Source organism: Bacillus sp. EB106-02-03-XG38 (assembly GCF_058792175.1).
The window spans coordinates 772,189-786,883 of sequence record NZ_JBYTED010000001.1 but is presented as its reverse complement, the minus strand read 5'-3'; the positions used below and the strand labels follow the sequence as shown (position 1 = coordinate 786,883).

Here is a 14,695-nt window from a genome sequence, read left to right as displayed (position 1 = left end):
GTGGTTAAATATCATTCCATCTATCCTTGCCTTTGTTTCCTATGACTGACAGATTACATTTTCAAACTTCTACCCTATTCCCTTGTGACTCATTTATACTTTGTTCAAGATTTTTAATTGTCGTATCTTTTTCTTTAAGAGCTTCTTTTAGCTCATCAATTATTTTTGAATTTACATCCATCTTACTCTTCAATTCCTTTTCTAAATTGATAAGTAAGTCATACTGCTTCTTCTGTTCATTAGATACCGCTCTTCTGTTGTTATCTCCAATCATTATAAATACAACGCCTAAAGCAATAACGCTTGCTGAAGTACTCATTGAATCAAGAATACCTTTCGGCAATGATGTAATCAATTTAGAATTAGGAAAAGCTATTATACAAAATGCCGCTATATAGTATAGCATCCCACCTATTCTTAATGCCTTCTTTTCCAATACAGGGTCATTTCCATTCTCTATTAACTTATTAAGAAAGTCAGATAATGTTAAGAAAAGTCCAGCTAACGAAATACCTGTAACAAATGCTCCTGAAATATTTGCTTGCCCTAAAACATTTAAAATCCCAAGTAAAACTATAGCAACCCCCATAAAAATCGTTAATTGTTCCATCTGTGAAAACCAATTTCTTTTCATTAATTCACCAACTTACAAATTTATTATAGAATTTAATTATATAATAAATTTGTTGTACAATTTCCTAATTAATTATTATTTTTAATAAATTTAAAATTCTTCTATTACATAAACATTCACAAAAACATCATATTTTGCTGCCAGTTCCTCCAATTTCTTTTCTCTATATTTTGTAATGGTAAAGAAGTGGATAACTGGCACTTTCCCGTTATGCTTTTGTTTATAAATTTGTGTAAGCTCTTCATATTTTTTTATCTTCTCTTCATTCACTTTCATTTTTTGCGAACGATCTATCTCAACTGCATGAAGTATATTTTCTTCATCCCGAAACTTTACATCAGGAACTATTTTCTTTTTTTCTTTATTCTTTATATAACGGATATCTGTTTCAATCTGCCAATCATCCGGACAGAATAAATGTAACCATGCTTCATTCCGTAATAATGCATGTGCAAGCTTCCCTCTCGAAACAACCTTACCGTCATCCCCAAACATGGCATGCCCTTCCTTATTGAGATAATACACGTACTCTTTCCCTTGCATCGTCTTACTCAAATACGGCTTCAAATCCCCCATAATTCTGTTTGCATTTCGAATACCACCCATATCATGCACACTCATTACATGTCGTCTTGTCGCAAACTGCAACTTCCTAATCGTCGCAAGTATCGCCATCTGACGGTTGATCTTCATGTGACTCTGGATGTTCATGTTTTTCCACCTCATATTCTTTTAGATATTTCCACATGACCTTGTCATCGATATATGGTACTTGCAGTACAGTGAAGTTTTCCTTCATATATATAGCTCTTCCTGGAATAGATGGTAGTTGCTCTAATCCAGACTGATCAATTACAACTTCTGATGCGGTACGAGTCGGTAAACGGAAACCAAGTTTTGCATTCGCCATCTGTTTGACTACCCTCGGCAATGTGTCTCCAGTCGGATATTGTGTACAGAAGATAATACGAAATCCAAGTGCCCCTCCAACACGCGCAATGTGACTCAGCATGTATTGACACTCTTCCAACATTTTATTATGAGCTCTTGGTAATCCTTTTGCAGGTGCGAGTACCGCTCCTTCATCCACTACAATGAAATACCGGTCCTTTTCTTTCGTGTGAACAATATTCTTGATACCACGTTCTTTCATGTACTTTCCGCGCTCATGCATTTTCTCCATTACTTTTAACAACATTCCATGTGCTTGCTCTGATGTTTCTGCGATTTGTTCAACCTGTTTCAGTTTTTTATATTCGCTAAATTCGAGTCCTTCTTCTTTTAAATCAATTAAATAAAAATGCGCATGATCTGGATTTGCTAACGATAAGGAAGCAAACGTATTTTTAAGGAAAACTGTTTTCCCCATACGAATTAATCCACCTACAGCCATATGCGGTGTTTCATCAAAATCGTGGTAAACAATTGTTTCTAAACTCTGGCCAACTGGAATACGCCATTTCCCTTTCATTACTAAATCCATTGACCATTCCCAGTTCTTCGGTATCTCTCTGCGGAATACACGGATGTTCAATTTATAATTATCGTACTGAATACATACTGGTTTATTTAATCCTTCAGAAACAACGTCCTCAACCTTCTGTACGATTTTACTCGGCATGCCAAGCGGTAAGGTATATACATAAGTCGTACTGCGATTATCATCAATTTGTTTTTGAAACTTTGGATATTGTAATTTCTCTTCATTATTTCTTTTGATCGCAATACCAGCTACCTCAAAAAACACTTGTATCTTTCGCTTATCATCATTTTTACTTTTGAACTTTTCACCGAATAATGCCACTGTTAAACCTGCAGCTGGAACGAGTAATAATTCAATCATTTTCTTCACTCCCTATATACCCTTTATAAGGGTATATATCCCTTATTTTTGGAAGGCTCCCGTACATGTTCTATGTTAATGACCAGTAAATGTCCTACAATTCCACATTGGTATTCCCTTATAGAAACGCGAAAAGCACATAACGTAGAAGATACAAGAACGAGCCTGTGAGCGTTGTGTACATGGTCATACGTGGAAGCCAATGTGGAACACTCTGCCCCATTTTTTCTGCGACCTTCATCGTAATAACTGACAAGCCAGTTGTCGTCCATACCACTACCGCTTCTCCTACGATTGTCATTTGAATCCCTCTTTTCGAATGAGTTGTAATCCCTTTGTTGTCATAACCGGTTGATACTCATTTATGACATCGCCCCAATCAAGCACTTCATCCTCATCTTCATATAAATCATCCATGATATCGTTTGATAAACGGTAATAGCCTTTGTACTCACGGTTATTAAAAACCTCATGTCTTTCCATGTGGTCCACAATTGCATTTGTTTCTTTTTTGCCACTAGCACCCCTATACATATTTCTCAATTCTTTTGATGGATATAGGTAAGGCGTTTCATTCAAATGTGAATATTGCCAACGCATACGCTCCCTCTCCCCTCTTGATGTCCTTGATTCCACTTGGTATTCCTCGTGGTCTTGATATAGGTATATGACCTAGAAAGAAGGATTTTGCCTGTCCTTCGAGAAAAAATTCGTAGGACAACTAAAAAAGGGTGATGATATGGAAAGTCGTTTGAAAGAAATTTTGGATGAACGTGGAATTAAATACAGTTTTATTGCTAAAAAAGCTGGGATTGCAACATCCACAATGACGAATTTAATAAAAGGTGGACTTCCAACCTTACCTGTCGCCTACCGTATTGCTCGTGCGCTGGAAATGAAATTAGAAGACATTTGGATTGAGGATGAAGTAGAATAAGCACCAATTGGACATACTCATACTGAGGTGAATTGCATGATTTGGGCAATAGCATTGCTATTACTTGTTTTTCTAATCGGTTTTGTTACGAGAGGTCCACACGTAACACCTGAAGAAATTAGAACACACCGAATACAACAAGCTGCAACTCGTAGTCATTTAGAAATAATGGATCCAAGAGAATTTGAATACTTTGTAGCTGATGTCTTTCGTACACTTGGTTATAAAGTCCAGGTTACTTCTGGTTCTAATGATGGTGGAAAAGACATCATCCTTTATAAAGGGAAAGAATTGAAATTCGTTGAGGTAAAACGCTATACGAAAAGCTCTATTGGAAGACCTTTTATCCAGAAGCTTCATAGCGCCATTGTGGATGCTGATGCTGTTGGAGGATATTTTGTTACACTAAGTAATTTCAATAAGAACGCACGAATATACGCTGCGAATAAAAACATTGAGTTAATCGATGGTGATTCTCTTATTAGCATGACGAAATCATAAAGCTGGCTCTTTTGAAGAGTTGGCTTTTTTCTTACAAAAAACTTTTTTATCAATTAACTTTTTGTAAAATTTTCCGATTAATCTGATATACTTATACTCGTGTTATTAATACATAATCAGGGGGAAAATATCATGAAAAAAGAACTATCTGTATTAGTTGCAACAGCGGTTTTAGCAATGGGGCTTGCTGCATGTGGATCTACCGAGGAGACTGCAAAAAAAGAAGAACCAAAAGCTACTGAATCTAAAGAAGCAAAGACAGAGAAAAAAGATACAGTAACAGAAAAGAAAGAAGCTTCAAAAGAAACGGCTGCTACTTCTGAAAAGGAAACACGAAAAAGTGAATACGGTACATTGACTGTTCTTAAAAAGAATGAGAATCTTGGTATTTCCGAAACTGCCGGTCCCTTCAAATTAGAGTTAAATAAAGCACAGGTGGCAAAAATGGAAGTTAGCCCTAACTACAAACAAATGTTTAAGGATAAAGACAAAGTAACTGTTGTTACGATTGCGATGAAAATAGAAAATACAACTGATGATACAAATTCTTATTACCCTGATCAAGCTGTACTCGTTACGAATGATGGTGAACAAGTAGAAGCTTCCACTTTCATTAGTGACCATCTAGGTGGAGAGTATATTGGAAAAGTAAAGAAACAAGGGAATGTAATATTCCTTCTTGATGGGGAGCCTGAAAAAATTAGTCATTTAAAACTTTCTATTAAAAAACCTCATAACAAAGAATTTTCTCCTATTGGTGAAGAGAAGTTAATTGAATTTGATATAAAATAAACAAAAAAGCCGCCCACATGAACTGCACCCCAATTGTTAGATTGTGTCTAACAATTGAGGTGCGGTTCAATAGGAGTCGGCTTTATTTAATAGCTATAATATCAATAAAATTAAGCGTAATCTTATTATAAAAAGCATCCGTACAGATAACGGCACTATTTAACGGATCTATATCAATTACTGTCATGTAGCTGTTCAGCAAATAACCATCCTCATAATATGTAATTAGTATTTCTTCTTCAGATAACAATGAACATAATAGCTTGTTCTCAATAAGTTCTTGTTCATCCTGGGTTAATGTAGGCCGCTCTACTTTTGTCTTTTCTTTAACAATCTCGCGGATACCATCGAATTGATCTGTAAGTGCTGCGAACGGACTCCATTTAACCATACCGCGTTCCTTTGGCATATTAGCGTTGTTCATGCTTTATGTCCCCCTAACAATGTGTTTCTGTATCTTGTTGTTGCACTATTTGTATACGAAATTCCTCGTAATATGCTGTTCTTACCAAATTTAGTGCGTATTTCATCCATTACTTTAGTTAGTTTCATTTCTTTTTCTCGTTGTATTACATTATCGAATAGTGAGATTTGTTCTTCGCCTTCATTGATTAAGTTAGTTAAAGAAACATTGATGGATCTAATGGGTTCTCCAGTATAAAATTCATGTAAAAAATATGTACAAATCTTATAAATATCCATTGTTAAATTGGTTGGTCGGTTCATAGTGTGAGTTTTTCTGAAACCACCAGCGTAATTTTTACTGTAACCAATTGAAAAATGAATAGTTTGAGCTAGTTTGTTTTGTCTTCGCATTCGATAACAAACTTCCTCAATATGTTCCAGTAGAACAATTGGAAATTCCTCTATGGTGTAATCACGCATGAGTATTTGGCTTTTACCAATTGAAGTTGTTGTTGGGATGTATTTCTCTGATATTCGGCTAAAATCAATGCCATTACTATGTAAGTGTAGTTCTTCGCCAATGACCCCAAAGCTCTGCTTTAAGTATTTAAGTGGATACTGCGCTAAGTCCCCAATGGAATGTATTCCTTTTCGGTTTAACTTCGCTTCTGTCTTACCCGAAATTCCCCAAAACTTACTCAGTGGTCGTATTGGCCATAATTTTATGGGTACATCTTCGTACTTCCAGTATGCTATACAATCTTTCGTTTTCTTTGCTTCCACATCTAAAGCGACCTTACTCATTAAAGGGTTAGGACCAATTCCAACCGTGCATTCAATTCGTGTCTTCGCGTATATTTCACGTTTGAATTTCAATGCGAACTCATAAGGATCGTTAGCAAATAAATGAATGCTATCTGTAATATCCATGAAGAACTCATCAATTGAATATTGGTGAAAATCCTCAATCGGAACGTATTGTAGAGCTAATTTTGTTATGTAGTTTGAGCATTTAATGTATGTGCTCATAATCGGATTTACAACAAGAATATCCTTTTGACGCGGGATCTCATATAGCCTTGCCATCTTCTTTACACCCATCGCTTTTAATGGTGGCGTTGCAGCCAAAACAATTGAACCACTTCTATTCACATCACCAACTACTGCTAACTTAGTGCGTAGAGGATCTAACCCCATTTTGATGCACGAAACACTGGCATAGAACGAACGAAGATCTACACATAAAACAATTCGATTGGGCAATATTGAATAGTCATACACTGTCATTTCCTCCTTAAATAACAGAACGTTCGTTCTTATTATATACGAACTAATGTTCTTTTAGAAGGGGTTTTTAAGAAAATATTGGATTAAAAAACCGCATTCTTTTTTATGGAGACTGCTTAAATGATGTCCAATCCTCCCTACTGCTTTTCGCATAGCATGTACTAAAAAGGAGGTACGTACTTAATATGTCAAACTATTATTACGACCGTTCACATAAGTTCTATCGCAAGAAGCGTAAGAAATGTGACTGTGATTGTCATTGTGAACCTCGCTATGAAACGTTAACATCAGGTCCTTTATTCCGTAATGCTGACACTGATTTCATTCAAGTTTCTGCACTTAATCAAACGGACGAACCGCAAACTGTTACTATAGCGGTTCAGAATTATCAAGATACGTGTGATGGTGATGTTTACCCTTCTTATGGATATCTTTGTGGGGAGTTAATAAACGATGATAATGGAGGTTCGGATGATACTGTGCGAAACGGTAACGGTGGATGTATCTATTGCGAGCCTGAAGGAGTAAATCCGTTTATTGGTCCAGTTACATTTACGATTCCACCTCGGCAGTTGTTTAGCGTAAGGGTGTTTTATCCAACCGATCCAATTCAACCGCAAGATCCTTTATACGTAGTTCGGGTGACGAAGCCGACTGACCCGATTCAACCGACTGACCCATTTCAACCGCAAGAACCTTTCCGACCAGTTACCATAAACACATGGGGCATTAACTTTGCAGGAGTAATTCAGCAAGGGAATACGGTGTTGAACGGGCAGTTTACGCCAGGTGATCCGCTTGCACCAGTTGACCCTGCTTAATACGATATAAATAAAAAAAGCCGTCAAATGACGGCTCTTATTGTTACTTCACATACACATCTGCTTTATTTACAATTAAGCAGATTTTATTTCACATAAATATTATTATACTAATCTAAAATTTCCATGTTTACATTTTTTTCTTTTTATCTCATAATTTTAATTGGGAAAGGGAGGAAAAAAATGGTTCAAATCAAAGTAACACCTGAAATGCTAGAAGAAGTAGCTAATCGTGCAAATAATACCAGAATCGCATTAGAATCTATACATAGTAATTTATGTAACGAAATAGATCAATTGTGTTCTCAATGGATTGGTGCCTCTAATCAACAGTTCATTCAAATGTTCAATGATGCGAGACCAAAAGCTTTTACATCTATCAATTCACTTATACAGGTAGAAGAAGATTTGAAACGAATTGCCGAAAAATTTCGTAATACAGATAATCAAGATGTTACAATGGACGAAGGTGCAATGTGTGGTAAACTGTCAATAGAGGAAAAAGATAAGTTTGACGGAGTAAAGTTTGCAAAAGATACAGTTGGTGAATTATCAGGTGTGTATGATATAGAAAGAGCGATAGATGGTATTGATCCATCTACCGGAGAAGAACTTTCTACTACACAACGTTTTATTGCTGCAGGAACATTTATTCTTGGCTTAACACCCGTAGGAAAAATTGGTAAAGCAGCCAAAGTAGCTAAAATGGCTGATAAAGCACACGATGTATCTAAAGAAGTAAAAATGGCTGAAGATGCAAGATTACTTCAATCCGGAGGAAGAGACTATCTAACCCAATATGATGATGGTGTTCATCATGTAGAAAAAATGTATGATGAAATTAGGGCTTCAAATACTGATGTTGCAGCAATCACAAAAAACACTGGATGGAAAGAAGAAAGAATCAATCGTATTAAAGAACATGTTTTTATGAAGGAACATATGCTTAGTCGCGGAAAAGATAGATTTGACCCTGATTATGGTATTGCAAGAGCTTGGCAGCGTTTAGAAAAAGGAATTCATCATGAAAATGATATAAAATTACTTAAACATGAATACTTTGAATCTCGATTTGAAGGAATTTTTAAAACTGATTATGTAACAGCACATCGTAAGACAGTTGATTCAGGACGACCATGGGATCCGCCTGAAACTGAGCCAATGATACCTTTTGATGAGCATTTAAAAGTTCCTCTTGATAAAGTTTTTAATTAAGGAGTGTTGAGAACAATGGGGAGATATCCACTAATAGCAATCATAAAAGAAAATGAGGATAAAGAAAATGTGATTTACAGTTTTGGTCCAGATACCGAATCTTGTATGTTAAATCCAGAGCTTTATAGTAGATGGAATTTTAAAGTTGCAAAGAATGCAACTAACCGTGTCGAAGCATTTATTTTACTAGATGATATGCCTGAGAAACATATGGCCTTGTTATATAAATGCGTTCATAAAATATATGCTCACATAGAAGAAAATGGTGGTATAGAGAATATGAATAACATTGATTTCCCGGAATATTTCGAGTTTATTGTTTAATAGATATCAGCATTAAACTTTGACATAATAATTATAAGAAACCGACTCTTTTATAGGAATCGGTTTCTTTGTCATGCTGTTTCTAAATTAATATATGTTTACATAGGCCCCATTAGCTGTTACATAGTATATTTTACTTAACCTCATACCACCAACCTTTACGGTCAAGGTATCCTTTCATTGCATTAAGTTGTGTATCTGATGTTGGCTCAGAAACAAAATACGTTAAGCCATCAGATTGTAATTTGAAGTTCGCTGTCATTTTAACAGATGTTAAAGCTTGCATAGCATCTTGAACCTCATATGGTGAAAAAGCTCCTGATTGGATAATATTTTGTTTAGGTTCCTCCGCTTGTATTTCCTTCTGTGCTGCTTCAGTAAACCAAGACAATGACTTGCTTCCTATAAGCGAATTCAAATCACATTTGCCAATACCAGGTACATTACCTGTTTCCGTGTACTGCCAAATATCACATGGATAAGCTGGCTTATTGCCGCCATAACGCGGAATCCATACAAAGTCACTCTTTACATTTGCCATACCAAAAGGCGCATACATATGATGACCAACATATAAACCAACTTTCTTAGCCCCCAATCGGTATAACTCATCGATAAACGCCTTTGTACCTGCACTCATATCGTTCATTGTTTTTACTTCTACATCAGCCACCCAAACGGTTGCGCTCTTGTCACCACGGCTCCAGAAGTCTTGTGCTTCTTTCTTTGCATCAGCAATGGAAACAAAACGGCAAAATGCATAGTTACCAAAAGGAATGCCATGCTGCTTCATAGCTTGTACATATCCTTTATATAACGGATCTACATAATTTGAACCATCTTGTACACGAGCAATTACAAAATCCAAATACTGTTTTGCTACTGGCCAGTTGATATTACCGTTCCATTTTGAAATATCTACGATTTGTCCCATTATTGATCCGCTCCTTTTTTATCTGCTTGTTTTTGTTTCCCTCCTAAAATCTCAACCGCATTAGTTAAAGCTGACGGTAAAGGGATTCCAATACGTCCTGCATTTTCTAACAATGAAAGTAATTCATTCCCGATGAAAAAGAAAATCGTCGCTTCGCGAATTGCACTGTTCGTTCCCATAACTGCATCAGCTTGAGTAGCTGCTGCGACCAAAAGAAAAAGCACCACCTTTTTGGCGATGCCTTTAAAACCAACTTTACTTTTCAGTTCCCCATTGAATCCTGCTGCGAATACACCAGTGATATAGTCGATGATTACCATGATAACGAGAACTTTCAATGTTGTATCCCATCCTCCCAAAAAGTATCCGCAAAATGCTCCGAATGTAGCTATAAATGCTTTCATTAATACATCAATACGATCCATCTTTTCACTCCTTTTTAGGCAATAAAAAAAGACCAGCTTACGGCTGCTCTGATTTCTCATTTATTAATTTTTGAACTAAGTTTTCTAATGATGTTAGTCTGTTGTTCATTAATGTAATTTCTTCATTATGTTTTCTCTCCATTTCTTGTATCTTCGCATTTTGATTTTCTTCAAGTTCCTGTAAAGCTTTGATTGTAAGTGACGCATATGAGTATAAGTGAATTCCTTTACCACTTTCATCGATAAACACTTCATCAGATTCATCTACAATTGCCCCGTAGTATGTTTTAATATCTTCTGTTGTCAATGGTGGGTCATTAGAATCTTTCTCTTCTCTCATTTTGTAAAGCTCGTTTACCGCATTCTTATAGTTAAATTGTCTCACTCTTACGTTCCTGATTTTTTCTAAGGCGGAAAAAGAAACTTCACGAATGTTAGATTTATATTCTCGTAGTGAAGGACTCATGAAATTACCTTGAACAGACCCCCATCCATTCTGAGTAACAGGTGACTTAACTTGAATGATACCTGTATATCCTGCTGCACGGCTATTACGTAAAGTGATATTAGGTAATCTTAAATCAGAATCTGTACCATTATCTTCAATGACTAACGAAGTTTGATATAATCCAGTTTTTCCTCGTCTAAAATACCAATTCCCATTCCCAGCATAAAAAACATGGTAATCATTAGCGTTTAGAACACTTAGGCCGTTTCTTTGCAATTCCCAATACACGGATTTTTTGATTTCACCATTTTCTATGCCATCGCCAATACCAATGTTCGCATAAGCCCCTGACCATCCTGCGCCTGCTTGAGACATAAATAATGCGCCTGCTGGGGCGTTAATCTTTTCATCTGAACCTAAGATGAAAGTCGGTTGCACTGCACCATCTGCTCTTCTGTAATGCCCAAGGAACGCTCTAGCAACACCACTTTCATATAGACGTACAAATTGGTCATCTAAACTAACATAGTTATTGGTGTTTGATGTTCTAATTTGGCAACCGGTCAGCAATCCAGCTTTAATCCACTCAGCGTTAACTTTACCGATTAAATCTATTCGTGCGGCATTTAACTTAATATTTTCTTTACTCATGTTAATGGCTGCAATGACATCATTTTCTTTTACAGATATGCTAATGCCCTTTTCTGTTAGTTGAAGGCGTGACTCCATATCTCTTACATAAGAATCTTTTGCAAATTGTCCATCCGATTGCGTCTTCGTATATACCTCTGTCTTTTTTGCTGCTGCATTAATCCCCTGTTCATTGATAGTAAAGCGGTTATCGATTAGAGTCATTTTTTGATTAAATTGCTCAGTTGCAAGTTTATTAGCTAATTCCCCCAATAAATCTTGTTTATTTTTATCAACTGTTTGTTTCAACTCAGGTATCTTAAACCCAGCAACATAATCCTCTACTTGTTTAAGCTCAACTTTTGCTCCGATTGCTGTTGCCTGTTGTTCGAATTTTGTATTTGTCTCAGTAATCTTTTTACCTTGTGCATCTACAATATTGTTTAAATTACTAACCGTAGAAGACAATCCGCTCGCTGTTTGTTCTATTGATGTAACTTTTTTATCAATGGTACCCTGATCGTTTTTCAAATCAACAATGGTACGTGAAAAGCCTTGAAGAGTTTCGTTCACTTCGTTAAATTGACCAGAAACCTCACGTTTTACTGATTCAATATCAGGTACAACAGGATCCCAAATACTATCTTTCCAGAGTTTTAAAATACCAGGCTTACCATTTGAAATATCTAACCATAATGTTTTTCTGTCTATAAGTCCTGTTGTTGGCGGATTCTTTGCTTCTATAATTTCAACGGTATTATTTTTAATATTCTCCTGTACTTTTTCAGCTAGTGTTTTTGCTGCTTCTGACTCCTTCTTTGCATTACTAGCTGTTTCATTAGCATTTTTCACTAATTTATCTAACTGATCTATCATTTCTTGTTTATTGCCAAGTGAACTTAGAATACGATTATAAATATTCCTTAATTCCTCATTCGGATCGATAATCTCATGATAATCACCAAATAAATATCTATCTTGTGTAGGATCTTTAAAAGATTCATCACCAGCAATTGCTCTAGCTTCCAAATAAAGCTTAGGTGTAAATCCAGTATCTTTAATTCGAATCGTATCGCCCTCATTAATCAACTCATGAGCCAATCCAAATACACGACCAATTGATTGTGCTTCTACTTCATAGGATATCGATGAATTAACACGCTTTTTTAACTCTACATTCATAAGAGTCATTAAACGCTTTGGATTCATATCTTGCTCTTCTGTCTCTGGACTATAGAGTCCAAATTTATGCTGTCCCTTCTCACTCCATCTTTGGAAAGCATCGTTGTCCACGAGATAAGGAATACCGTTATTTATTTCCGTAATCGTAATAAACTCTCCGCCTTCTTTTTTTACGAACCCTAATAAGGCTGTACAAATGTTTTGAGAGTTCTCAATACGCTTAATCCCCATTAAATCTTTGCCAAGGGTTATTTCTTTTCCTGTTTCTCGCCCACGCTTCTTTACCATATCTACATAACGCCCAACGACTTGAGAGCCAACGACTTCAGCGCGGTATTGAATTTCTAATTCGAATAATGAAGCTATCTTTTTAAGGAGAGTTAATGGATCGATAAACTCATCAATCGTCATAGAACGGAAACTAGCATATTCCAAATTTCCTTTTTGCCACTTCGTACCTGCAAGAGCTATATCCATCATTTCTATTACGGTCTTACCTTCTAATTTTTGTGGAGGGATAATTCCAGCTTTGGCAAGTTGAATCCATTCACCAGATGCATAAGTGATTACTAATCTATCATCAGAATTCTTTTCAATTTCAGTAATTACATAAGGAACAATACGACCATCACGTACTTCTTTTAATACTAAGTTTTGCTGCATAAGTGTAGATGAATGCCGTGTATTATCAAATACATGAAACTCTAATGTATCAATATTATTTTTGATTTCCCAATGTCTTTTATCATCCCAATAATCTGTAGGTTGAATAGATGTTACAATTTGTTCTGTTTTAAAATCAACAACATGCAATTCACCACTTGGCGTTCTCATCTGTATCGCTCCCTGTAACTGATTGTAGCTGTAACATCCGGTGGCATAATATCAATACGATTTTCTCCACGTATGATCTTAGGAAACTCGCTAAATATATCTTTAATATTAATAGCATCTTTCCCATTAATCGTAACAAGGCTTCTTTCTGTATCAATAATTACTTTATCTCCTGCATCGAAAATATAAGGCTTTGTATTAGAAGAGACTTTGTTTACCTTCCAAACCTTTAAGTCATCAATTTGCATTTCGTTAATAGGCTGGTGATTATCCCACTTACAAATTGCAATCATAACTTGTGCAATTTTACGTGCTGTCATTGGATTTCCTGTTTCATCAATCCAACGTTCCACAAGTGAAGCGCCATCTGTTTCTGTACCATCTATAAACTTAGCTACATATACAGACCACACCTTACCCCGCCTAGCGATACGTAAACGCCCTCGGAATTGATTAAATGTAGTCGAATAACCTCCACTTGTATCAACTAATTTTCGAAAACTATTGGGTGTTCCGCTATTTCCAATTTTCATATGCGCCCTTGTAATTTCAGCGGTACCATATAGATCATTCATATTGATGCGAGCTACCACATTGCTTGCATCATCTAACAGAAGAACCTCACACCGTCCCATTTCATCAATGTTTTTGGACTTTAATGTCATCCATACCTCCATTTCAAAATCTTGTAATGGACCGCCGGGAATACTTTTCTTAGCTATTGCACCGTAAAATCCTTTACCTTCTCCGTAATCTTCACAATATAGTGCATAACCACCTCTTGCTTTAAAACTACCTGTCCCTTTCATTTCTTCGAATTGTCCTGTAACAGGAGTCCAACCTATAGGTGAAGCCATTTCATCCCATAATACACGCTCACGCTCTTGTACCGTTGTTTCCTCCACATTTAGGGGATAACCAATACGGAAATAGTTTCGTTCTAAAGGATATTTACCAAACCATACATCTAAAAAAGTACTTGGTTTTTTTACAATCATTTCAATTAATGCTGGAGCTCCTACGCTTCCTTTATTCGTGAAATAAGAAGTAATCTCAGTAGACCAACTTTGTGTGAAAGTGTGAGTCTGTACCTTTCCTAATTTATAAGGCATGGGACAAATAAATGTAATTGTACCTATGCCAAGTGTTACAAATTCATCCGGGTCAAAGCTATCATCTACAACAGCTAAATATGTTCTATTTGGTTCTACATCGAAAGTAAGCTCTGTTGGTTGATCTGTAATTAACCAATCTGCAATCTCTTCTTTTACGATTTCTAAATCAGATCCATCAGGAACGATAATTCCTACAGGAATAGATAAAACACGCATTTCAGTTTGTGTGTTTAATAGTCTTGCACCTGGATAACCAGGAACACTTAAAAAATTCCTTTTTAACGGCGCCCAAGTTGGTCTTTTCCATCCTTTTGCAATTTGAATAAAGTCTTTTCGCTCTTTATTAAATGTAAAAGAACTCATGCTGA

General features: G+C 36.1%; 17 protein-coding genes. 6 read left to right on the top strand and 11 right to left on the bottom strand.

Going from position 1 to position 14,695, the window contains the following annotated elements:
* Positions 1-61: 61 nt before the first annotated feature.
* The 5 genes from AC3WTI_RS03985 to AC3WTI_RS03965 form a co-directional block, all read right to left on the bottom strand.
* Positions 62-634 carry a hypothetical protein gene (locus AC3WTI_RS03985; RefSeq protein WP_492304338.1) on the bottom strand — a complete coding sequence of 191 codons (573 nt, stop codon included), beginning with the start codon at positions 632-634 and terminating at the stop codon, positions 62-64.
* Between the two features lie 90 nt (positions 635-724).
* A complete protein-coding gene (locus AC3WTI_RS03980) occupies positions 725-1,345 on the bottom strand; it encodes a replication-relaxation family protein (protein ID WP_492304337.1) in 621 nt (206 codons plus the stop codon).
* A complete protein-coding gene (locus AC3WTI_RS03975) occupies positions 1,287-2,477 on the bottom strand; it encodes an FtsK/SpoIIIE domain-containing protein (RefSeq protein WP_492304336.1) in 1,191 nt (396 codons plus the stop codon). The genes AC3WTI_RS03980 and AC3WTI_RS03975 overlap by 59 nt, the downstream gene beginning before the upstream one ends.
* A 118-nt stretch (positions 2,478-2,595) precedes the next feature.
* Complete coding sequence (locus AC3WTI_RS03970; protein ID WP_492304335.1) at positions 2,596-2,778, bottom strand: hypothetical protein; 183 nt, start codon at positions 2,776-2,778, stop codon at positions 2,596-2,598.
* Complete coding sequence (locus tag AC3WTI_RS03965) at positions 2,775-3,077, bottom strand: hypothetical protein (RefSeq protein WP_492304334.1); 303 nt, start codon at positions 3,075-3,077, stop codon at positions 2,775-2,777. Before AC3WTI_RS03965 ends, AC3WTI_RS03970 begins: the two co-directional genes overlap by 4 nt.
* A 139-nt stretch (positions 3,078-3,216) precedes the next feature.
* Between AC3WTI_RS03965 and AC3WTI_RS03960 the strand changes: the two genes are divergently transcribed.
* The 3 genes from AC3WTI_RS03960 (at position 3,217) to AC3WTI_RS03950 (ending at position 4,707) form a co-directional block, all read left to right on the top strand.
* Positions 3,217-3,414 carry a helix-turn-helix transcriptional regulator gene (locus AC3WTI_RS03960; protein ID WP_461301137.1) on the top strand — a complete coding sequence of 66 codons (198 nt, stop codon included), beginning with the start codon at positions 3,217-3,219 and terminating at the stop codon, positions 3,412-3,414.
* 36 nt (positions 3,415-3,450) lie between these two features.
* Positions 3,451-3,915: a restriction endonuclease gene (locus tag AC3WTI_RS03955; RefSeq protein ID WP_492304333.1), complete on the top strand. Its 465-nt coding sequence runs from the start codon at positions 3,451-3,453 to the stop codon at positions 3,913-3,915.
* Between the two features lie 132 nt (positions 3,916-4,047).
* Positions 4,048-4,707: a hypothetical protein gene (locus tag AC3WTI_RS03950; RefSeq protein ID WP_492304332.1), complete on the top strand. Its 660-nt coding sequence runs from the start codon at positions 4,048-4,050 to the stop codon at positions 4,705-4,707.
* 82 nt (positions 4,708-4,789) lie between these two features.
* On the opposite strand, the gene AC3WTI_RS03945 is transcribed toward AC3WTI_RS03950, so the two are convergent.
* Both AC3WTI_RS03945 and AC3WTI_RS03940 read right to left on the bottom strand, forming a co-directional pair.
* Positions 4,790-5,131 (bottom strand): YolD-like family protein, encoded by a 342-nt coding sequence (locus AC3WTI_RS03945; protein ID WP_492304331.1) that lies wholly within the window; start codon positions 5,129-5,131, stop codon positions 4,790-4,792.
* A complete protein-coding gene (locus tag AC3WTI_RS03940) occupies positions 5,128-6,393 on the bottom strand; it encodes a Y-family DNA polymerase (protein ID WP_492304330.1) in 1,266 nt (421 codons plus the stop codon). The genes AC3WTI_RS03945 and AC3WTI_RS03940 overlap by 4 nt, the downstream gene beginning before the upstream one ends.
* Positions 6,394-6,584: 191 nt before the next feature.
* On the opposite strand from AC3WTI_RS03940, the gene AC3WTI_RS03935 reads away from it, so the two are divergent.
* From AC3WTI_RS03935 to AC3WTI_RS03925, 3 genes are all read left to right on the top strand, one after another.
* The gene (locus AC3WTI_RS03935) at positions 6,585-7,220 is read left to right on the top strand and encodes a sodium:proton exchanger (protein ID WP_492304329.1); all 636 of its coding nucleotides are present in this window, start codon (positions 6,585-6,587) and stop codon (positions 7,218-7,220) included.
* Between the two features lie 183 nt (positions 7,221-7,403).
* Positions 7,404-8,435: a WXG100 family type VII secretion target gene (locus AC3WTI_RS03930; RefSeq protein WP_492304328.1), complete on the top strand. Its 1,032-nt coding sequence runs from the start codon at positions 7,404-7,406 to the stop codon at positions 8,433-8,435.
* Positions 8,436-8,450: 15 nt separating this feature from the next.
* Positions 8,451-8,759, top strand: coding sequence for a hypothetical protein (locus AC3WTI_RS03925; protein ID WP_431084612.1), 309 nt, complete (start codon positions 8,451-8,453; stop codon positions 8,757-8,759).
* Between the two features lie 133 nt (positions 8,760-8,892).
* Here the strand turns inward: AC3WTI_RS03925 and AC3WTI_RS03920 are convergent, their stop codons facing one another.
* Genes AC3WTI_RS03920 through AC3WTI_RS03905 form a run of 4 tightly spaced genes read right to left on the bottom strand, consistent with a single transcriptional unit; the run spans position 8,893 to position 14,690 of the window.
* Positions 8,893-9,693: a GH25 family lysozyme gene (locus tag AC3WTI_RS03920; protein ID WP_492304327.1), complete on the bottom strand. Its 801-nt coding sequence runs from the start codon at positions 9,691-9,693 to the stop codon at positions 8,893-8,895.
* Entirely contained in the window at positions 9,693-10,118 is a 426-nt protein-coding gene (locus AC3WTI_RS03915; RefSeq protein WP_492304326.1) for a phage holin family protein, read from the bottom strand. Before AC3WTI_RS03915 ends, AC3WTI_RS03920 begins: the two co-directional genes overlap by 1 nt.
* Before the next feature lie 37 nt (positions 10,119-10,155).
* On the bottom strand, positions 10,156-13,212 hold the full coding sequence (locus AC3WTI_RS03910) for a phage tail spike protein (RefSeq protein WP_492304325.1): 3,057 nt from the start codon (positions 13,210-13,212) through the stop codon (positions 10,156-10,158).
* Positions 13,209-14,690: a distal tail protein Dit gene (locus AC3WTI_RS03905; RefSeq protein WP_492304324.1), complete on the bottom strand. Its 1,482-nt coding sequence runs from the start codon at positions 14,688-14,690 to the stop codon at positions 13,209-13,211. Before AC3WTI_RS03905 ends, AC3WTI_RS03910 begins: the two co-directional genes overlap by 4 nt.
* Positions 14,691-14,695: the final 5 nt, after the last annotated feature.